The 18,390-nt window shown below is 55.3% G+C and carries 24 protein-coding genes; 9 read left to right on the top strand and 15 right to left on the bottom strand.

Going from position 1 to position 18,390, the window contains the following annotated elements; genetic code table 11:
- Positions 1-76: 76 nt before the first annotated feature.
- Entirely contained in the window at positions 77-304 is a 228-nt protein-coding gene (locus tag B498_RS13705; protein ID WP_008500835.1) for a YceK/YidQ family lipoprotein, read from the top strand.
- A gap of 6 nt (positions 305-310) precedes the next feature.
- Here B498_RS13705 and B498_RS13710 read toward each other — a convergent pair whose 3' ends face one another.
- The 3 genes from B498_RS13710 to B498_RS13720 all read right to left on the bottom strand — a co-directional run bounded on the left by B498_RS13710 (position 311) and on the right by B498_RS13720 (position 3,069).
- A complete protein-coding gene (locus B498_RS13710) occupies positions 311-685 on the bottom strand; it encodes a MysB family protein (RefSeq protein ID WP_008500834.1) in 375 nt (124 codons plus the stop codon).
- 96 nt (positions 686-781) lie between these two features.
- Positions 782-1,999, bottom strand: coding sequence for a multidrug efflux MFS transporter MdtG (gene mdtG / locus B498_RS13715; RefSeq protein ID WP_008500833.1), 1,218 nt, complete (start codon positions 1,997-1,999; stop codon positions 782-784).
- Between the two features lie 143 nt (positions 2,000-2,142).
- The gene (locus B498_RS13720; protein WP_008500832.1) at positions 2,143-3,069 is read right to left on the bottom strand and encodes a Kdo(2)-lipid IV(A) acyltransferase; all 927 of its coding nucleotides are present in this window, start codon (positions 3,067-3,069) and stop codon (positions 2,143-2,145) included.
- 221 nt (positions 3,070-3,290) lie between these two features.
- Between B498_RS13720 and B498_RS13725 the strand changes: the two genes are divergently transcribed.
- Positions 3,291-4,340 carry a rhodanese-related sulfurtransferase gene (locus tag B498_RS13725; RefSeq protein ID WP_008500831.1) on the top strand — a complete coding sequence of 350 codons (1,050 nt, stop codon included), beginning with the start codon at positions 3,291-3,293 and terminating at the stop codon, positions 4,338-4,340.
- Positions 4,341-4,381: 41 nt separating this feature from the next.
- Here B498_RS13725 and B498_RS13730 read toward each other — a convergent pair whose 3' ends face one another.
- The 9 genes from B498_RS13730 to mdtH all read right to left on the bottom strand — a co-directional run bounded on the left by B498_RS13730 (position 4,382) and on the right by mdtH (position 11,061).
- Complete coding sequence (locus B498_RS13730; protein ID WP_008500830.1) at positions 4,382-4,960, bottom strand: YceI family protein; 579 nt, start codon at positions 4,958-4,960, stop codon at positions 4,382-4,384.
- A gap of 1 nt (position 4,961) precedes the next feature.
- On the bottom strand, positions 4,962-5,528 hold the full coding sequence (locus B498_RS13735; protein WP_008500829.1) for a cytochrome b: 567 nt from the start codon (positions 5,526-5,528) through the stop codon (positions 4,962-4,964).
- Between the two features lie 208 nt (positions 5,529-5,736).
- Positions 5,737-5,850, bottom strand: a complete 114-nt coding sequence (locus tag B498_RS0121380) for a DUF2770 family protein (protein WP_021240776.1) — start codon at positions 5,848-5,850, stop codon at positions 5,737-5,739.
- A 59-nt stretch (positions 5,851-5,909) separates the two neighbouring features.
- A complete protein-coding gene (solA, locus tag B498_RS13740) occupies positions 5,910-7,028 on the bottom strand; it encodes an N-methyl-L-tryptophan oxidase (RefSeq protein ID WP_008500828.1) in 1,119 nt (372 codons plus the stop codon).
- 117 nt (positions 7,029-7,145) lie between these two features.
- Positions 7,146-7,400, bottom strand: coding sequence for a biofilm formation regulator BssS (gene bssS / locus B498_RS13745; RefSeq protein WP_008500827.1), 255 nt, complete (start codon positions 7,398-7,400; stop codon positions 7,146-7,148).
- Positions 7,401-7,674: 274 nt separating this feature from the next.
- Complete coding sequence (dinI, locus tag B498_RS13750; RefSeq protein WP_008500826.1) at positions 7,675-7,920, bottom strand: DNA damage-inducible protein I; 246 nt, start codon at positions 7,918-7,920, stop codon at positions 7,675-7,677.
- A 74-nt stretch (positions 7,921-7,994) separates the two neighbouring features.
- Positions 7,995-9,041 carry a dihydroorotase gene (pyrC, locus tag B498_RS13755; RefSeq protein ID WP_008500825.1) on the bottom strand — a complete coding sequence of 349 codons (1,047 nt, stop codon included), beginning with the start codon at positions 9,039-9,041 and terminating at the stop codon, positions 7,995-7,997.
- Positions 9,042-9,168: 127 nt separating this feature from the next.
- Positions 9,169-9,729 (bottom strand): lipoprotein, encoded by a 561-nt coding sequence (locus B498_RS13760; RefSeq protein WP_008500824.1) that lies wholly within the window; start codon positions 9,727-9,729, stop codon positions 9,169-9,171.
- 123 nt (positions 9,730-9,852) lie between these two features.
- On the bottom strand, positions 9,853-11,061 hold the full coding sequence (mdtH, locus tag B498_RS13765) for a multidrug efflux MFS transporter MdtH (protein ID WP_008500823.1): 1,209 nt from the start codon (positions 11,059-11,061) through the stop codon (positions 9,853-9,855).
- 236 nt (positions 11,062-11,297) lie between these two features.
- Between mdtH and rimJ the strand changes: the two genes are divergently transcribed.
- From rimJ to murJ, 4 genes are all read left to right on the top strand, one after another.
- Positions 11,298-11,882 carry a ribosomal protein S5-alanine N-acetyltransferase gene (gene rimJ / locus B498_RS13770; protein WP_008500822.1) on the top strand — a complete coding sequence of 195 codons (585 nt, stop codon included), beginning with the start codon at positions 11,298-11,300 and terminating at the stop codon, positions 11,880-11,882.
- Positions 11,883-11,891: 9 nt separating this feature from the next.
- Positions 11,892-12,542: a YceH family protein gene (locus B498_RS13775; protein ID WP_008500821.1), complete on the top strand. Its 651-nt coding sequence runs from the start codon at positions 11,892-11,894 to the stop codon at positions 12,540-12,542.
- Between the two features lie 2 nt (positions 12,543-12,544).
- Entirely contained in the window at positions 12,545-13,468 is a 924-nt protein-coding gene (locus B498_RS13780) for a Gfo/Idh/MocA family protein (protein WP_008500820.1), read from the top strand.
- Between the two features lie 129 nt (positions 13,469-13,597).
- Positions 13,598-15,133, top strand: coding sequence for a murein biosynthesis integral membrane protein MurJ (gene murJ, locus B498_RS13785; RefSeq protein ID WP_008500819.1), 1,536 nt, complete (start codon positions 13,598-13,600; stop codon positions 15,131-15,133).
- A gap of 59 nt (positions 15,134-15,192) precedes the next feature.
- Here murJ and flgN read toward each other — a convergent pair whose 3' ends face one another.
- From flgN to flgA, 3 genes are all read right to left on the bottom strand, one after another.
- On the bottom strand, positions 15,193-15,618 hold the full coding sequence (gene flgN, locus B498_RS13790) for a flagella biosynthesis chaperone FlgN (RefSeq protein WP_008500818.1): 426 nt from the start codon (positions 15,616-15,618) through the stop codon (positions 15,193-15,195).
- A 4-nt stretch (positions 15,619-15,622) separates the two neighbouring features.
- Positions 15,623-15,916, bottom strand: coding sequence for a flagellar biosynthesis anti-sigma factor FlgM (gene flgM / locus B498_RS13795; RefSeq protein WP_008500817.1), 294 nt, complete (start codon positions 15,914-15,916; stop codon positions 15,623-15,625).
- Between the two features lie 93 nt (positions 15,917-16,009).
- Positions 16,010-16,669: a flagellar basal body P-ring formation chaperone FlgA gene (flgA, locus tag B498_RS13800; protein ID WP_008500816.1), complete on the bottom strand. Its 660-nt coding sequence runs from the start codon at positions 16,667-16,669 to the stop codon at positions 16,010-16,012.
- A gap of 157 nt (positions 16,670-16,826) precedes the next feature.
- Between flgA and flgB the strand changes: the two genes are divergently transcribed.
- Genes flgB through flgD form a run of 3 tightly spaced genes read left to right on the top strand, consistent with a single transcriptional unit; the run spans position 16,827 to position 18,373 of the window.
- Positions 16,827-17,243, top strand: coding sequence for a flagellar basal body rod protein FlgB (gene flgB, locus B498_RS13805; RefSeq protein ID WP_008500815.1), 417 nt, complete (start codon positions 16,827-16,829; stop codon positions 17,241-17,243).
- A gap of 3 nt (positions 17,244-17,246) precedes the next feature.
- A complete protein-coding gene (flgC, locus tag B498_RS13810; RefSeq protein ID WP_008500814.1) occupies positions 17,247-17,651 on the top strand; it encodes a flagellar basal body rod protein FlgC in 405 nt (134 codons plus the stop codon).
- A gap of 11 nt (positions 17,652-17,662) precedes the next feature.
- Entirely contained in the window at positions 17,663-18,373 is a 711-nt protein-coding gene (flgD, locus tag B498_RS13815; RefSeq protein WP_008500813.1) for a flagellar hook assembly protein FlgD, read from the top strand.
- Positions 18,374-18,390: the final 17 nt, after the last annotated feature.

Below are 18,390 nucleotides of genomic sequence, written 5' to 3'. Positions count from 1 at the left end.
GTAGAGCGGGTAAGCGAAGCGCCTCCCGCCAACTAAAATACCGGCATAATCGCCGGTATTTTTTTAGAGGTTACTCATGAGAATCATCATCGTCGTTCTGATGGCATGCCTGCTCAGCGGCTGCGGCAGTATCATCAGCCGCACCATTCCAGGGCAGGGCCACGGGAATCAGTATTACCCGGGCGTGAAATGGGATCTCCGTGACTCCGCATGGCGCTACCTCACCGTGCTGGATCTGCCATTCTCGCTAATTTTCGACACGCTGCTGCTGCCGATCGATGCCAGCCACGGCCCTTACGAGTAGCGTAAATTAACGCTCGTCCCACTCATCGGCTGCGGTTTGACCTTCTTCCGTATCCAGCGGTGGCTCGAGCTGAAATTCGCCCTCATCCCACTCGTGCAATGTGTTCTCTTCCAGCCATTCCTGCCGCAGTTCGATTTCATCATAGTCGCCATCAAAGACGGCCTGCGCACCTTCACCGCTCAGGACCGGCAGGCATTCCCCTTCTTCACCTTCATCGGCAAAGAATTCGGCCTGCCACATAATATCCCCATCCTGCAGAACGTATTTCTGGATATTAAGTTGTTGCACGTCAGCATCTTCTTCTTCAACGCCGGGGTTGTCGGCGAGGAACTCTTCACGAGCGGCATCAATAGCTTCTTCCAGCGTGGCGTACATGGTCATTGGTGTCTCCCTGTTTTCCAGAAGGTTTCAGGGAAAGAATAGCTTAATATCCGATTCTGCAAGTATGAATGCGAAAATAAGCGTCAGGCGTTCGTCTTATTCCGCCACTGGCCGTAGCGCGCGGGATAAACTGAACCACGAATAAATTGCATTAAACAGTACCACGCCCGCCGTCACGATAAAGACGGCGCGAAAACCGAAGCTGGCGGAGATGCTCGCCCCGAGAAGCGGTCCGGTGACGTTACCGATGTCGCGAAATGACTGGTTATAGCTGAAGACCCGCCCGGCAATCTGGTTCGTGGAGTTGTAAACCAGCAGGGTCTGTACGGCGGGCAGCAAGGCCCCGTCTGCGGCACCAAGCAAAAAGCGAAGTAAGCCCAGCTGCCACGGAGAGTGCACCATCGACATGGGGATCAGCAGCAGGACGGAGATCACCAGCGCACAGATCAGAATTTTTTCCGGACCGACGCGGTCCCCCAGTTTCCCCAGCCTCGGCGCGCTAAGCAGCGCCGCCACCCCGGGCACGGACGCAATCAGCCCGCTAATAAACGCGATATTGCTGACGTTGCCCGCCAGATCGCGAACGTACAGCGTGAGGATAGGGGCAATCGATCCGGTTGCGACCTGAATAATCAGGGTCGTCACGAACAGGCTCAGCACCAGTCTGGGATTTTTAAGCGAGGTCAGCACCTCCCTGGCGTGGAGCATCTCTTTCTTCGCAACGGGCGTGAAGTTTTCCCGTATACAGAGCAGGGTGACAACAAAGCACAGGAACAGCACGCAGGCGGTGATAAAGAACACCGGACGCAGGCCATAGCTATCGGCCATGAGTCCGCCGGCCAGTGGCCCCAACAGGGCACCGCTTACGCCGCCGGTTGAGAGTGTGCCCAGCGCCCAGCCGCTCTTATGGCGAGGAATTTGCGTGGCAATCAGGGCATTGGCATTGGGAATAAATCCTCCCAGCAAACCCAGCAACGCGCGCAAAATCAGGAACTGCCAGACGTTCTGCGCCACGCCCATCAGCGCCATGATAATGGCCATCCCCAGCGCCGAGCGCAGCAGCATGATTTTACGGCCCTTGCGGTCGGCAAGGCCGCCCCAGAAGGGCGAGGCTATCGCGGAGAACAGGAACGTGATGCTGAATACCAAGCCGGACCACATATTGAGCGCGCTATGGCCCGTCACGCCCAGCTGTTCGACGTAAAGCGGCAGAAAAGGCATGACCAGGCTAAACGCCGCGCCGGTGAGAAAACAGCCAAGCCACGCAATCGTGAGGTTACGCTTCCAGTTTATGGGGGCATCTGAAGGTGACATAACAATCCGCATAATGAGGTGCTGAGCACCTGAGGCAAGAAGTAATAAGCCTGCTAATTATGCGCCTGGGTTATGATTGCCGCAATGAGGGGGAGCTTTTAAAGCTAAAACAGGATGCGACCCTGGGGATCGCATCCTGAAAATCAATAGCGGGACGGCGTGCCTTTTGGCCGTGTTTTAAAGCGGCGGTGCAACCACATGTACTGCTCGGGTGCGAGCATGATGCATTTCTCTACGATACCGTTCATCCAGCGCGCGGTGGTTTCTGCATCGTCAAGCGGCGGCGCGAGTTCCGGTTCTAGCATCATCAACTCGTAGCCCGAACCGTCAGGCTTGCGGCGGGGAACAAAGGGTACGATGGCGGCTTTGGACATGCGCGCCAGCATCCAGGTGCCGGTGGTTGTGGCGGCCTCTTCAACGGCGAAGAAGGGGACAAAAACGCTGGCCTGTGGGCCATAGTCGTGGTCGGGGGCATACCAGACCACTTCGCCGGATTTCAGCGCACGGATCATTCCCTTCAGATCTTTACGGTCGATCATGCTTTTGTTGGAGCGCATGCGGCCATTGGTCTGGATTAAATCGATGACCGGGTTATCGTTAGGGCGATAAACGCCAATGCCGGGCGCCTGCATGCCGAACATACGCGCCCCGATTTCCAGCGTCAGAAAATGGACGCCGATCAGCAGAACGCCCGTCTGGTTGGCCTGAAGCGTATGTACAGGATCCATGCCGGTTCCCGTTACCTCGCTCCAGCGGGCCATGCGTTTGTCCGGCCAGAACCACGCCATGCCGGTTTCCATAAGGCCCATCCCAACGGATTCGAAGTTCTTCGCGACCATATTGTGACGCTCTGAGTCGCTCATCTGCGGAAAACACAGCTCAAGGTTGCGGTACGCGATTCTGGCGCGACGCTTCATGAATAGTTGTGCGAAACGGCCCAGAAATTTACCCAACCGAAAAATAACAGGGTAGGGAAGCTGTACCAGAAGCCATAAAAAGCCGATGCCAAGCCAGGTCAACCAATAGCGGGGATGCAAAAGGGCGGCAGTAAATTTTGGTAACTGGGTCATGTCTTTCCTGTGTTCAAACGTCCTGTTTCGCTAGTGTCTCATTTTTTGAGGCGTAGCCAAAATATCTGCTTTCGAAGCGTGCACGAATACAGCAATTGTTAATCCTGATTAATCAGGGTGTGTGAAATGTAGCGTAAATTGTGTGGATGTAAATTGGTTTTGTTTGCTATATGATGCCGACCGATTTTTCATTCTCTCTAACGACTCCAGGACTGTACACCATGCCAGTGTTACACAACCGCGTTTCGAACGAGATGTTAAAAGCGCGTATGTTGGCTGAAACCGAACCGCGCACAACCATCTCATTCTATAAATACTTCACGATCGACGATCCGCAGGCGACCCGAGATGCGCTTTATCAGGCGTTCACGGCGCTGAACGTCTTCGGCCGCGTCTACCTTGCCCGTGAAGGCATCAACGCGCAGATTAGCGTACCGGAAAGCAAAGTCAGCGCCTTCCGCGACGTACTTTATCAATTTGACCCGGCCCTTAACGGCTTACGCCTGAACATTGCCCTGGATGATGACGGGAAATCCTTCTGGGTGCTGCGCATGAAGGTGCGTGAACGCATCGTGGCGGACGGTATCGACGATCCTGAGTTTAACCCGGCGGACGTCGGTGAATACCTGAAGGCGGCGGAAGTGAATGCGATGCTGGACGATCCGGATGCCGTGTTCATCGATATGCGTAACCACTATGAGTATGAAGTGGGGCATTTCGAGAATGCGATGGAGATTCCGGCGGATACCTTCCGCGAGCAGCTGCCGAAAGCGGTTGAGATGATGCAGGAGCATAAAGATAAAAAGATCGTTATGTACTGCACCGGCGGTATCCGCTGTGAGAAAGCCAGCGCGTGGATGAAGCACAACGGCTTCAATAAAGTCTGGCACATTGAAGGCGGCATTATTGAGTACGCTCGCCGCGCTCGTGAACAGGGGTTGCCGGTACGCTTTATCGGGAAAAACTTTGTCTTTGACGAGCGTATGGGTGAACGTATTTCGGATGACGTCATCGCCCAGTGCCACCAGTGCGGCGCGCCGTGCGATACCCACACCAACTGCAAAAACGACGGTTGTCATCTGCTGTTCATTCAGTGCCCGGCCTGTGCCGAGAAGTTTAACGGTTGCTGTAGCGAGCTGTGCAGTGAAGAGAGCATCCTGCCGGAAGAAGAGCAGCGTCGCCGTCGCGCAGGACGTGAAAACGGCAACAAGATTTTCAATAAATCTCGCGGTCGTCTGAATACCAAACTGGGTATCCCTGACCCGGAATGATAATAACGCCCGGCACGGCAAAAGCCTGCCGGGCGACGTTATTATGATTTCTGCTGTACACCTTCAACGGAAATAATCAGCTCCACGTCCTGAGACGCCGGGCCTAAATCCGTTGTGATGTTAAAATCTTTCAGGTGAATTTTCCCTGCCGCTTCGAAGCCTGCGCGTTTACCGCCCCACGGATCGTCACCCTGGCCCAGTAATTTCGCATCAAGCGTGACCGGTTTGGTTACGCCGTTAAGCGTCAGGTTGCCGGTAATATTCAGCTTATCACCCTCTTTCTTCACCTCAGTAGAAGTGAAGGTCGCCTGCGGGAATTTCGCGACGTTGAGGAATTCCCCACTGCGCAGGTGTTTATCGCGCTCTGCGTGGTTCGTGTCGACGCTGTTTGTATTAATGGTCACATTGACTTTATCGGCTGCGGGATTTTTTTCGTCAAAGGTGAATGTGCCGTCAAAATCCTTAAAGGTGCCGTACAGCCAGCTATATCCCAGGTGCTGAATACGGAAATTAACGAAAGCGTGCTGGCCCTCTTTATCAATTTTATAATCCGCCGCCACGGCGGAGCCGGCGGTGAATAACAGAGAACCCAGTGCGATACCCAGCAGGTGTTTTTTCATTTTATGCTCCAGAGTCAACTGACGAGCGGCCAAGCATGCGCTTTAGCGTATCGTCTTTATCAATAAAATGGTGTTTGAGGGCGGCAAGCCCGTGCAGCACGGACAGAATCACCACGCTCCAGGCGAGCCAGAGGTGAACAACCCCCGCCGTGTCGGCCTGAGCGCCGGCATCGCTAAGGGTTGCCGGAACCTCGAACAGGCCAAAAACGTTAATCGGCTTACCGTCAGCCGTCGAAATGAGATAGCCGCTAATCAGGATGGCAAACAGCAGCGCATAAAGGGCAATATGCGCGGCGACTGCACTGATGCGGGTAAATTTGCTGTGAGTCTTTTGCGCGCCGGGCGGTGGGGAAATGTGCCGCCAGATAACGCGGAAAACCAGACCCAGCATCAGCAGGACACCAATGCTTTTATGCAATTCCGGCGCCTGGTGATACCAGCCATCGTAATAGCTGAGCGTGACCATCCAGAGTCCAAGTCCAAACATACCGTAGACGGCAAGAGCAAATATCCAGTGCAAACCTATGGATATTATTCCGTAGCGCCGGGAGGAGTTACGCCATTGCATCAGAATGTCCATTTTCAAATTAACCGGAAAGTAAAAATGAACGGGAAGGCGGGATATTGCAACTGAAATAATTGGCTATTGATTTTTATTTTATTTATTTCAGCAATTTTGAAAAGGATCGCTAACGCTAATTCAATCTCTTCGTGCAAGATGAAATTATAAGTTTCAATAAAGATAAAGTAATGTCAATTATTGTCAGTCTGGGTTTTCAGTAAAATACAATGTAAACAAAATCAATAATGGCCAGCAGCGCCCACAATAAGAGATAGAGCATAAAATGCTCGCGAATATTATTCATCAGAAAGCTAACGATCTTGCGCATAACGCCCCAACATGCGGTGTGAATGAAGCGGGCCCCGTGACCTCCGGAGCCCGTGCGGATTATCCGTTAAAACGCGAGAGGGAGAAGGGCGTCAGATCAAACTGCGGCGCAATGCCCTGGGCAAACTGCGCGGCGATTTCACCCAGCACGGAAGCAAACTTAAAGCCGTGGCCGCTCAGTCCGGTGATGAGCAGGGTGTTGTCATGCCCCGGCAGTGTATCAATGATAAAGTCTTCATCCGGCGTATTGTCGTAGGTACAGGCCGCGCCATACAGCAAGCCGCCAATGCCCGGAAGAATAGTGCGCAGGAACGAGAAGGCCTCTGAACCATCCTGTGGGAAGGCGCCGAAAGGTTTACGCTCTTCAGGGGAGGAGATCGCCTGGCCGCCGTTGTGTTTACCGATTTTCAGCGCGTCTTTTTCTGACGGGAAGCCGTAGAACTGGTCGCCGTTGGGTAATTCGCCGGTGAAGGCCGGGAATTTATTCTGGGCGCTGTAACGGCCATCCGACTGGAACCAGGAGAAGACCTTGCGCACCGGCTGGATCGGCAGATCGGGCAGCAGGCGGGTAACCCAGGTACCTGCGCTGACCAGCAGGCGGGACGCTGAATAATCGCCGTCAATAGTGGTGACCGTGACGCCATTATCATCATGGGTGATGGCCTCTACCGGACAGTTGAACAGCTGCGCGCAGCCTGCCTTCGCAGCAAGCTCGATCCAGGTTTTGATCGCCGTTTCGCAATGGAGCACCCCGGAGTGGGCTTCAAAGAGGCCAATATAATCGTCCGGGACGGTAATTTCGGGCCAGCGTGCGGTAATGCCCGTCGCGTCCAGCTTCTCAACGTCCAGATTAAACGCTTTCGCGCTGCGTTCGACGCCAGCGAGAAACGCAGAATGTGCCGGACCCAGGTTGATGACGCCCGTACGTTCGAAAATACGATCTTCGGTCTGTTTCGCCAGTTCATCCCACAGCGTCTGGGCGCGAAGCACCAGCGGAACGTAGCGTTCACCTTCACCGTACGCATGGCGGATGAGGCGGGTATCGCCGTGATGGCTGCCTTCCGCATGAGGAGGCAGATGGCTATCGATCATCAGAACCTTCAGACCAGCCTGTGTTGCGTAATAGCCTGCGGCAGATCCTACGGAGCCGCTGCCAATAATGATTAAGTCGTATCTCATATGCATCTCATAAACTGATGTTTTGTTAGCAGAGTAATTAACAACGCGGGGTTAGACAAGGGAGAAATAAATAAGGCACCGCGAGGGTGCCTGTAGAGAGAAAAGTGGGGCATAAGCTTAGTGCCGTTTATACTCATTTTCCTGGTAGTCGCCAGATTCTATTTTTGCAATACCTGCTTCTAAAATAGAAATAAACTGACGGGCGACGTCTGTTGTTAGCCACAGCGTCTGTCCAACTTCCGCTTCTTCACGGTTGAGTTGATTTGGGGTCTGGTAGTGCAAACGCAGCATCAGCGCATCGTAGCTATCTACGGTACTGATATCCCAGCCAACGAGTGGGTGGGTCTGGATGACTTCACTATTCTTTTCCATTATAACCCCCTTAATGCGTGTTAGAAGACAACGGCTTTGAGGTTCAATGCATGTTTTTCTGAAAGCAACTTCAGTATACCAAGTAATAAGGGTTCCGAAGGGAAAAATAAACAGGTGGCAACACATTTTTCTGCTTTTTAGGATTGTTCGAACAATAAAACACCATCTCGTTCACGATTTTTAAAGAAGATGCCGAATTATTTTGAACTTACAGGATTATGAGGCAATAAAAAGCCGGGGCGACCCGGCAAAAAAACACAATGAGGGAGCAGTGTTAATCCGTGATGAACCAGTCGTCAGCGCTTTCCCACGTTTCCTGGAGGATTTCGCTGATGCGATCTTTATCTTCTTTTGCGGCGCCAATGACGGAGAGGTTGTTCGCCGCGGCGTAACGTACCGTGACGGCACCCGCGTTGTCGGGAAAGGTGTTGTTAATACGACGGGATAATTCGCCTGCCAGTGCATCAAGCGCGCCGGCAGGCAGAACGGTAGTTTTGGCTATGGTGACTTCAATACGCATAAATGCCCCCTGTGTAATATACTGTTTATTTATACAGGTATATTATCAGTTTGACAACAAGGGGCACTGATTTTTTAACGTTTTACCGTCCAGCTTACGGTTTCACCCGCCAGGAAGGGAATCAGCGTGTCGTCCGTCAGGGCAATGGACTCCTCAACGTGGCTCGCTTTACGCTCCAGTTCGATGAAGGTGTCGTTGACCGGCAGGCCGTAGAAGCGCGGGCCGTTAAGGGAGCAGAATGCTTCGAAATGTTCCAGCCCGTTCATCTCTTCAAACACGGTTGCGTAGCTGGCAAGCGCCGTTGGGGCGTTGAAGCAGCCCGCGCAGCCGCAGCTCGCCTCTTTACGATGGCGGGCGTGAGGCGCGGAATCAGTACCGAGGAACGCGCGGGAGAACCCGCTGGCGACCAGCTCGCGCAGCGCCTGCTGGTGGATGTTGCGCTTAAGAATAGGCAGGCAGTAGAGGTGAGGGCGCACCCCGCCCACCAGCATGTGGTTACGGTTAAACATCAGGTGCTGTGGCGTAATGGTGGCGGCGATAAGATCGTTGCCGTCACGCACGTACTCTGCCGCGTCTTTGGTGGTGATATGCTCGAAGACCACCTTCAGCGCGGGCAGGCGCTGGCGCAAAGGCTCCATCACTGTCTCGATAAAACGAGCTTCGCGGTCGAAAATGTCAATCTCGGCATGCGTTACTTCGCCGTGAACCAGCAGCGGCATACCCAGTTTCTGCATGCGTTCCAGCACCGGCATAATGGCATCAATGCTGGTGACGCCGTGGCTGGAGTTGGTGGTGGCATTCGCCGGGTAGAGTTTCGCTGCCGTAAAGACGCCTTCGTTAAACCCGCGCTCCACTTCGTTCGGATCCAGTGAATCGGTCAGATAGCAGGTCATCAACGGGGTAAAATCGTGTCCCGCAGGAACGGCGTCGAGAATGCGCTGGCGATAGGCTATCGCGGCATCGACGGTGGTGACTGGTGGCACCAGGTTAGGCATGACAATCGCGCGGCCATAAATTTCGCTGGTATAAGGCACGACGGTTTTCAGCATATCGCCATCACGCAGATGGATATGCCAGTCGTCAGGGCGGCGGATTTTAAGAACCTGGGGTTGTGCAGTCATGGAAGCTCCGGCTTGTCAGGAATCAGTCATAAGGATGGCTGTTTTTGCCGGACACAAATCATAAGCGGAAACGTTTTCGTTTGCACACTTTTCCGTGAAAAAAAAGGGCGCCGCAGCGCCCGTCAGGTTAATCGGTGAAAGGAATGATAATTTCGCCCGGTTTCACCTCTATGCCTTTTGCGTATTTTTTCGCCAGAGCTTCACCCTTGCTTTTGTCTTCGCTTAAGACGTACGCGGGCTGCTGGTTAAAGTAATTCCGCAGCGACTGATTCAGATAGGGCATCAGGGTTTGCAGAACCGGCGCCATCTTGTCCGGAGACACCTTCGCGTCGACCACTTCCATCTCCTGCAGGAAAATCGCCCCTTTCTCTTTGTTGAAAACAGGCAGTGCCTTCAGCTTGAGCTTGATGTTGGCTTTCTGATTGCCAAAGAGGGAGGACATATCGAGGTCCGCATCACCGGCCAGGGTGACTTTGTTTGGCTCTTCACGTCCGATTTGACTGGTGAGGTTTGTGAGCACGATATGCGCATCGGCAAGACCCGGTACGCCAATGTCTTTCGAGAAATTGTTATGTTTTTCCAGCGCCTGATTAATTTCCTGTTCACTGACGGTGTATTGCGTGAGCTGGTTACAGCCAACCAGCAGGCCGCTGACAATCAATGCCGCGGCTAAGACAATTTTCTTCATAGTGTTCCTCAACGAAAAATCGGCGCTTCTGTCCTGTTACGCCAGTATGTCAGCGTGAATGGGCAGAAACCAGCAGAAAAAACTGAGAAGTGGGGCGGGAAGGGCTCCCGCCCGAGGGAAAGGCTACGCGCCGGGCTCGAGCATGCCGCTCGCGCTGCGTTTCTGGCTGAACTGCCACCACAGGGCGAGTAGCGTCATAAAGCCCACCACGCCCAGCATCATCCACGGAAGTTCAGGTTGATTTAACGCTTTGCCAGCATCAAACAACCAGCCGCCGCCGGCGTAACCTAATGCCCCGCCAAGCGCCAGCCCCAGTCGGCTGAACCCCATATAGCTGCCGCGTGCACGCGCATCCGCAAGCGAGGCGCTTAGCGTTTCGCGGGCAGGCTCGGCGATGATCGAGCCAATATAGAACGTGCAAATCAACGTAAACAGCTGCTGGAGCGTGTTCACCAGGCCGATCGGCATCATGCTCAGCGTCATCAGGAACAGTCCGGCCATCAGGCGATGCTCCAGGCGAAAACGCCGCTCGCTCCAGCGGGCAATCGGATAGAGGAGCGTTAACGACAGGCAGGCTTCGATGGCGTACATCCATTTCACCGCCGCAGGGGTACCTGCAATGTCGTTAACCATGATCGGCAGCATCAGCATGACCTGCACGGCCAGCATGTAATATCCCGTCAGGGTCAACACATAGGTGACAAAACGTTTGTCGCGCAGAACGCGGCCCAGCCCTTCCCGAACCGGCGCTTTCACCGTTGACAGTTTCCACGCCGGCAGGAACAGGCCATTAAACAGCGCGCACAGCATAAAGAGCACCGCCCCAGCCGCGCAGACCAGACGGAAGTCATACTGCAGCAGCCAGCTTCCCAGCAGGGCGCCGATAACCGCCCCGGCACTGTCCTGCATCATCAGAATCGAGAAGAAACGGCCGCGGTGCTGCGGGCGAATCAGCTTTACCACCAGCGCGGTGCGGGGCGGATCGAACAGCGTGCCCCCGATACCGGAGAGGAAACAGGAGAACCAGAGCAGCCAGGGCTCCTGGGCGACCGCCATCGTGGCAAACCCTGCCGCGCGCAGCAGCATACCGGTGACGATCATCGGTTTCGCGCCAAAGCGGTCGGCGATAGCCCCGCCAAAGACGCCCAGGCCCTGCTGGACAAACTGGCGTAGCCCCAGGGCAATGCCGACCATTAATGCCGCCCAGCCCATCTGATCGACAAAGCGGATCGAAATAAGCGGAAAAACGACAAAAAAGCCGAGCACGACCAGCATGTTATCGACGAGCAGGAAATATTTACCCAGGCTCCTGGCCTGTGATACGCGGGACATTTTCCCTCCAGGGAAAATAAGATGGTGAGCACGCTAACATTCTGCGGTGTCGCCGCGTTTTTTCCCACCCCTGCACGTGACAATATTTTTTTATCAAAAGGGTGCTTTGATAGAGAGTTCTCATCGAAAAATGTGAAAAGAGGTGAAAATGGTATGTCACTGTTTTCACAGACGGCGCAGGCGCAGGTATAGTAAAGCTAATGGGCAAGCTGAAGTGACGGGAAGGAGTGGTATCGATGTTTGGCTATCGCAGTAATGTGCCAAAAGTGCGTCTGACAACGGACAGGCTGGTCGTTCGTCTGGTGCATGAGCGTGATGCCTGGCGTCTGGCGGATTATTACGCCGAGAATCGCCAGTTTTTAAAACCCTGGGAACCCGTTCGGGATGAGAGCCATTGTTACCCTTCCGGCTGGCAGGCGCGCCTCAGCATGATTACGGAATTTCACAAGCAGGGCAGCGCGTTTTATTTCGCGCTGCTGGATCCTGAAGAGAAAGAGATTATCGGGATCGCCAATTTTTCAAACGTGGTGCGGGGATCGTTTCACGCCTGCTACCTGGGCTACTCCATCGGCCAGAAGTGGCAGGGGCAGGGGCTGATGTACGAGGCGCTGACGGTAGCGATCCGCTATATGCAACGCACCCAGCACATTCATCGCATTATGGCGAACTATATGCCGCATAACCAGCGCAGCGGAAATCTGCTGGCGCGTTTAGGGTTCGAGAAAGAGGGTTACGCCAAAGACTATCTGCTGATAGACGGAGAGTGGCGCGACCACGTTCTGACGGCATTAACCACCCGGGACTGGACTGCAGGTCGTTAAGGAGAAAAGATGAAGTATCAGCTAAACGGTACAGAAGCGCGCGTGATTGGGTGCTTACTCGAAAAACAGGTCACCACGCCGGAGCAGTATCCGCTGTCCGTCAACGCCGTGACCATGGCCTGCAACCAGAAAACCAACCGCGAGCCGGTGATGAACCTCAGCGAGCATGAGGTTCAGGACGTGCTGGATGCGCTGGTCAAACGCCACTATCTGCGCACCGTCAGCGGCTTCGGCAACCGCGTGACCAAATACGAACAGCGCTTCTGTAACTCTGAATTCGGTGACCTGAAGCTGAGCAGTGCGGAAGTGGCGGTCATCACCACGCTGTTGCTGCGCGGGGCGCAAACGCCGGGAGAACTGCGAACCCGCGCTTCCCGCATGCATGAGTTTAGCGACATGCAGGAGGTCGAGCAAACTCTGGAAGGGCTGGCCGCGCGTGAAGACGGTCCTTACGTGGTGCGTCTGGCGCGCGAGCCGGGCAAGCGTGAAAGCCGCTATATGCACCTGTTCAGCGGTGAAGTTGATAGTTCAGTTAAATCCAGCGCAACCGACATAACGGCCGTAGATGATGATTTGGTTGCCCGCGTAGCGGCGCTGGAAGAAGAGGTTGCCGGGCTGAAACAGCGTCTGGATGCCCTGCTGGCACATTTGGGAGACTGACGGTGAAAAAATTACGCATTGGCGTAGTAGGGCTGGGCGGTATTGCACAAAAAGCCTGGCTGCCGGTTCTGGGGGCAGCGACGGACTGGACGCTGCAAGGGGCATGGTCACCCACGCGCGAGAAGGCCGAGCGGATCTGCGAAGCCTGGCGTATGCCGTATGCGGCGTCGCTTCAGGATCTGGCCCGCGAGTGCGATGCGGTCTTTGTGCATACCTCAACGTCTACCCACTATCAGGTCGTGAGCGAGCTGCTCAATGCGGGCGTTCACGTTTGCGTGGATAAACCGCTGGCGGAAAATGTTCCGGACGCGGAACGCCTGATTGAGCTGGCGGCGCGTAAAAAACTGACGCTGATGGTCGGCTTCAACCGCCGCTTCGCGCCCCTTTACCAGCAGCTTAAGGCACAGTCGGGCACGTTTGCCTCGCTGCGGATGGATAAGCACCGCACGGACAGCATCGGGCCGAACGATTTGCGCTTCACGCTGCTGGATGATTATCTCCACGTTGTGGATACGGCGCTGTGGCTCGCCGGCAGCAACGCGCAGCTGCAAAGTGGCACGCTGCTCACGAACGAGCAGGGTGAAATGGTCTACGCAGAACACCATTTCGCGATTGACCATCTGCAGATCACGACCAGCATGCATCGTCGTGCCGGCAGCCAGCGAGAATGCGTCCAGGCCGTCACCGACGGGGCGTTGTACGACATTACCGACATGCGTGAATGGCGGGAAGAGAAGGGCAGCGGCGTGGTGACGCTCCCCGCGCCTGGCTGGCAGAGCACGCTTGAACAGCGCGGTTTTGCCGGTTGCGCCCGCCACTTCATCACCTGCGTGCAAAATCAGACGGTTCCTGAAACGTCCGGTGAGCAGGCCATCATCGCGCAGCGCATTGTGGAAAGGCTCTGGCGCGAGGCCATGAGTGAATAACTCGCTGTAACATCTGCGGATAGTAATTCGTTGAAATCCGGGTAGACTAAGCGCCGCTTGTAGGCTTTGCCGGGTGGCGCTTACGCTTGCCCGTCCTGGAAATCCGTATGGTTCTGGAAATTCACGTTAATGAACTTATTAAAATCGCTGGCGGCCGTCAGCTCGATGACCATGTTTTCCCGCGTGCTGGGTTTTGCGCGCGACGCCATTGTGGCAAGGGTATTTGGTGCAGGGATGGCCACGGACGCCTTTTTCGTCGCGTTCAAATTACCGAACCTGCTGCGTCGTATTTTTGCGGAGGGGGCGTTTTCTCAGGCATTCGTCCCGATCCTGGCGGAATATAAAAGCAAGCAGGGCGAGGACGCCACGCGCGTCTTTGTGTCTTATGTCTCCGGCCTGCTGACGCTGGCGCTGGCGGTGGTGACCGTCCTCGGGATGCTGGCCGCGCCCTGGGTCATTATGGTGACCGCGCCCGGCTTTGCCGATACGGCCGACAAGTTTGCTCTGACCTCGCAGCTTTTGCGCATTACCTTTCCCTATATTCTGCTGATCTCGCTGGCTTCGCTGGTGGGGGCGATCCTCAATACCTGGAACCGCTTCTCCGTTCCGGCGTTTGCGCCGACGTTTCTTAACGTCAGCATGATCGGCTTTGCCCTGTTCGCCGCCCCGCACTTCAACCCGCCGGTGCTGGCGCTGGCCTGGGCGGTCACCGTCGGCGGCGTGCTGCAGCTGGCGTATCAGCTGCCGCACCTGAAAAAAATCGGCATGCTGGTGCTGCCGCGCATCAACTTCAAAGATGCCGGGGCGATGCGCGTCATCAAGCAGATGGGGCCCGCCATTCTCGGCGTCTCCGTCAGCCAGATCTCGCTGATTATCAACACCATCTTTGCCTCGTTCCTGGTGTCCGGCTCGGTTTCCTGGATGTACTATGCCGACCGCCTGATGGAGTTTCCGTCCGGGGTGCTGGGCGTGGCGCTGGGGACCATCCTGCTGCCGTCGCTGTCGAAAAGTTTTGCCAGCGGCAATCATGATGAGTATTGCCGCCTGATGGACTGGGGCCTGCGTCTCTGCTTCCTGCTGGCCCTGCCAAGCGCGGTGGCGCTGGGTATTCTGGCCAAACCGCTGACGGTGTCGCTCTTCCAGTACGGGAAATTCACTGCCTTCGATGCCGCCATGACCCAGCGCGCGCTGATTGCCTACTCGGTGGGGCTGATGGGGCTGATCGTGGTGAAAGTGCTGGCGCCGGGCTTTTACTCGCGTCAGGACATTAAAACGCCGGTAAAAATTGCCATCGTGACGCTGATTATGACGCAGCTGATGAACCTGGCGTTTATTGGTCCGCTGAAACATGCCGGCCTGTCATTATCGATTGGTCTGGCGGCCTGTCTGAATGCCGGGCTGCTGTACTGGCAGCTGCGCAAGCAGGATATTTTCACGCCGCAGCCGGGTTGGGGCAGTTTCCTGGTGCGTCTGATCGTTGCGGTACTGGTGATGTCTGCCGCGCTGCTTGGCATGATGCACGTGATGCCGGAGTGGTCCCTGGGCACGATGCCTTATCGTCTGATGCGCCTGATGGCCGTGGTGTGCGTTGGTGTGGTGGCGTACTTTGCCACGCTCGCGGTGCTGGGTTTCAAAGTCAAAGAGTTTGCCCGCCGGACGGCATAAACGCCAAAAGGGGAGTTCACCTCATGGTGCTCCCCACTGCATGATGAGTCGCTTATGCGTCAAATCGAAATCTTTTTCACACCTGCAATACGCGCCGTCGCCGTCTGACCATCCGCACCGTACAGACCGGTTTCTTTATGCGGTTTCAACACCTCAAGCGCCTGCTGATTACGCTCAATCTGCCCTTCCAGTAGCCAGCCGTTATGCTGGTTAAGATCGCGCAGGTGCTGAGTTTTTTCGGTAATGGTCTGCCAGCGCTCAATAATATCGTCATTGGCGCTGCGCTTAGGATCTTGCTCAGCGCGTCGCTGTTGTTCCAGATAATCCAGCGTTGCCAGAAGCGAACTTTTGTCTTCAGTAATACGCTGCAGCGCGCTGCCGTTGATGTGACCGGAAGAGAGATGCTGCTGTTCAGCGTCCATTACCGTTTTCAGGTCGTTCAGGACAACCGTCATTTGATCCAGTATTTCTGACAGTCGACTCATACGGTTAGTTACTCTGTAAGAAACTCTGTGCTTCCTGAATCAGGGCGTCAGCGATTTTGCTGGTGTCCATTTTCAGCTCACCGTTACGAATAGCCGTTTTCAGCGCTTCAACACGTTCCATATTGATATCGTTGCTGCCCGGCTGCATCAGTTTTGCCTGCGCGTCGCTCAGGGTCACGCTGGTGCTGTTGGACGTTGACGGTTTCTCCAGACGCGTTTTCTGCGCCGTTGCGTCATTCGTTTCGCGAGGTTGTACAGCGCTTACCGGCTTCAGGGCTGATGTACGATCAATGCTCATAGTGTTGTCCTCATCGAGGGTTCGCGGCGTTTGCGCCTGACATCATCATTAGTGGAATATTTATCGGCACGCGCCGCGAAATCTTTAAAAAGATTATAGGTTAATCAGAATATTCCCATCAGCATCGACGGTTCCGCTCACCACCTGGCCTGAGGACATTCTGACGCGGGCGTTTTGCGCCACCGCGGCATTGTTCAACGCTTTCCCTTCACTGTTGATGCTAAAGCCATCTCCGTTGGCCACCACCATCACCTGTTGGCCTGCTTTTACCCGCCATGCCTGACGCAGCATGGAGAGCTGTATCGGCTGGCCTGGCGCGACGTCGCGCAGGCTGACGGCGTCCTGTGCCTGGTTAATATCCAGCATGGTGCGTGGCGGCAGCTGATCCAGACGGCCGCGCTTCAAGGTCACGCTGTTTGTCTGCAGTACGCTGCCGCGCGCAATGGGCACGGCGGCGACAACATAATTGCCCGTCGCCTGAACGGCAACCTGTAAATAGCGTTTTTCGTTGGCGCAGCGTGCCAGCACGTTCACATTCCCCCAGAGCTTTGTGAACCCTACCACGCTGAAGGACGGCTGGTCGCACGTCGGGTACAGATTCGGTGGCGTGCGCACGGTAACGGTCACGTCATCGCTAAAGCCTGCCAGTTTTTCGGCAAAAAAAGCCGTTAGCCGATCCTGTAACCCTTCAGCCTGCGCCAGAGGGCTTAACAGCAAGAGAGCCGCCACCAGACCACGTTTTAACGTTTGCATCGCAAGTTCCACCGTTTCCAGAGTTGAACGAATTCTACCTGTAGTGGTTTTGCATCAACGGAATAAATAGCGACGCATTTTGCGCTTATTCCGTCGATAGGGGAGACCGGGTGAGATTTAAGCTGTGAACTGAAATTTTGCCATCAGCGGAGGAGACATGCTCGATAAACTCGACGCCGCGTTACGTTTTCAGCAGGAAGCGCTCAACTTACGCGCCCAGCGGCAGGAGATTTTAGCCGCCAATATCGCTAACGCCGATACCCCGGGGTATCAGGCGCGCGATATTGATTTTTCCAGTGAACTCAAAAAGGTGATGGAGCGTGGACGTGCCGAAGGAACGGGTGTTGCACTTGCCATGACATCCTCTCGCCATATTCCTGCTCAGGCGATGACCGCGCCAGCGACCGATTTACTTTATCGCATTCCCGATCAGCCCTCACTCGACGGTAACACCGTGGATATGGACCGGGAGCGTACCCAGTTTGCCGACAACAGCCTGAAATACCAGACGGGCCTGACCGTTCTCGGCGGACAAATCAAAGGCATGATGAACGTCCTGCAGGGGGGGAACTGATAGATGGCCTTGCTGAATATTTTTGATATCGCCGGTTCGGCGTTAACCGCACAGTCCAAGCGCCTGAACGTGGCCGCCAGTAACCTCGCAAACGCCGACAGCGTCACCGGACCCGACGGCCAGCCTTATCGTGCCAAACAGGTTGTCTTTCAGGTCGATGCTGCGCCAGGCGCGGCGACGGGCGGCGTGAAGGTCTCGGATGTAGTGGAGAGCCAGGCCCCGGACAGACTGGTGTATGAGCCGGGTAACCCACTGGCGGATGCCAGCGGATACGTGAAGATGCCAAACGTGGATGTGGTGGGTGAGATGGTGAACTCCATGTCGGCTTCCCGTAGCTACCAGGCCAACGTCGAAGTGCTTAATACCGTGAAGAGCATGATGCTCAAAACACTCACTCTCGGCCAGTAAAGGAGACATGCATGTCCATCGCCGTAAATGTGAATGATCCGACGAACTCGGGTGTTAACAACACAAAGAGTACGACGGGTTCTAACTCCCTGACGGGGAGTAACGCCGCCGATCTTCAGGGCAGCTTTCTGACGCTGCTGGTGGCGCAGCTTAAGAACCAGGATCCCACTAACCCGATGCAGAACAACGAACTGACCACGCAGCTTGCGCAGATCAGCACCGTTAGCGGCATTGAGAAACTCAACACCACCCTTGGTTCCGTCTCTGGACAGATTAATAGCGCCCAGTCTCTGCAGGCGGCAAGCCTGATTGGCCACGGGGTGATGATCCCGGGAACCACGATTCTGGCAGGCACCAGCACTACCGAAGGCAACACCACAACGACCACAACGCCGTTTGGCGTTGAGCTGCAGCAGGCGGCTGACAAAGTGACGGCGACGATCACCGACTCAACCGGCGCCGTGGTTCGCACCATCGACATCGGCGAGCTGAAGGCGGGCGTTCACACCTTTACGTGGGATGGCAGCCTGACCGACGGCACGAAAGCGCCAAACGGTGCTTACAAAGTAGCGATCAGCGCCAGCAACGGGACGACCCAGCTGGTGGCGCAGCCGCTGCAGTTCGCGCTGGTCCAGGGCGTGATTAAAGGAAGCGACGGCAACAAACTGGATTTGGGAACCTCTGGTTCCACCACACTCGACGAAGTTCGGCAGATTATCTAAGCCTTAACACTTATCAG

Source organism: Enterobacter sp. SST3 (assembly GCF_000286655.1).
GTDB lineage: Bacteria > Pseudomonadota > Gammaproteobacteria > Enterobacterales > Enterobacteriaceae > Enterobacter > Enterobacter roggenkampii.
The sequence above is the reverse complement of the archived record's forward strand: the minus strand, read 5'-3'. Positions and strand labels throughout refer to the sequence as shown.

Coding starts and splice junctions, on each gene's coding strand:
- pyrC (WP_008500825.1), bottom strand. CDS start 9,041: ATGACTGCACAACCCCAGGTTCTTAAAATCCGCCGCCCTGACGACTGG.
- B498_RS13775 (WP_008500821.1), top strand. CDS start 11,892: ATGAAGTATCAGCTAAACGGTACAGAAGCGCGCGTGATTGGGTGCTTA.
- B498_RS13725 (WP_008500831.1), top strand. CDS start 3,291: ATGCCAGTGTTACACAACCGCGTTTCGAACGAGATGTTAAAAGCGCGT.
- rimJ (WP_008500822.1), top strand. CDS start 11,298: ATGTTTGGCTATCGCAGTAATGTGCCAAAAGTGCGTCTGACAACGGAC.
- B498_RS0121380 (WP_021240776.1), bottom strand. CDS start 5,850: ATGCGCAAGATCGTTAGCTTTCTGATGAATAATATTCGCGAGCATTTT.
- B498_RS13760 (WP_008500824.1), bottom strand. CDS start 9,729: ATGAAGAAAATTGTCTTAGCCGCGGCATTGATTGTCAGCGGCCTGCTG.
- mdtG (WP_008500833.1), bottom strand. CDS start 1,999: ATGTCACCTTCAGATGCCCCCATAAACTGGAAGCGTAACCTCACGATT.
- flgA (WP_008500816.1), bottom strand. CDS start 16,669: ATGCAAACGTTAAAACGTGGTCTGGTGGCGGCTCTCTTGCTGTTAAGC.
- B498_RS13735 (WP_008500829.1), bottom strand. CDS start 5,528: ATGCAATGGCGTAACTCCTCCCGGCGCTACGGAATAATATCCATAGGT.
- flgM (WP_008500817.1), bottom strand. CDS start 15,916: ATGAGCATTGATCGTACATCAGCCCTGAAGCCGGTAAGCGCTGTACAA.
- flgC (WP_008500814.1), top strand. CDS start 17,247: ATGGCCTTGCTGAATATTTTTGATATCGCCGGTTCGGCGTTAACCGCA.
- dinI (WP_008500826.1), bottom strand. CDS start 7,920: ATGCGTATTGAAGTCACCATAGCCAAAACTACCGTTCTGCCTGCCGGC.
- B498_RS13720 (WP_008500832.1), bottom strand. CDS start 3,069: ATGACCCAGTTACCAAAATTTACTGCCGCCCTTTTGCATCCCCGCTAT.
- flgD (WP_008500813.1), top strand. CDS start 17,663: ATGTCCATCGCCGTAAATGTGAATGATCCGACGAACTCGGGTGTTAAC.
- B498_RS13705 (WP_008500835.1), top strand. CDS start 77: ATGAGAATCATCATCGTCGTTCTGATGGCATGCCTGCTCAGCGGCTGC.
- B498_RS13710 (WP_008500834.1), bottom strand. CDS start 685: ATGACCATGTACGCCACGCTGGAAGAAGCTATTGATGCCGCTCGTGAA.
- bssS (WP_008500827.1), bottom strand. CDS start 7,400: ATGGAAAAGAATAGTGAAGTCATCCAGACCCACCCACTCGTTGGCTGG.
- flgB (WP_008500815.1), top strand. CDS start 16,827: ATGCTCGATAAACTCGACGCCGCGTTACGTTTTCAGCAGGAAGCGCTC.
- mdtH (WP_008500823.1), bottom strand. CDS start 11,061: ATGTCCCGCGTATCACAGGCCAGGAGCCTGGGTAAATATTTCCTGCTC.
- B498_RS13730 (WP_008500830.1), bottom strand. CDS start 4,960: ATGAAAAAACACCTGCTGGGTATCGCACTGGGTTCTCTGTTATTCACC.
- murJ (WP_008500819.1), top strand. CDS start 13,598: ATGAACTTATTAAAATCGCTGGCGGCCGTCAGCTCGATGACCATGTTT.
- solA (WP_008500828.1), bottom strand. CDS start 7,028: ATGAGATACGACTTAATCATTATTGGCAGCGGCTCCGTAGGATCTGCC.
- flgN (WP_008500818.1), bottom strand. CDS start 15,618: ATGAGTCGACTGTCAGAAATACTGGATCAAATGACGGTTGTCCTGAAC.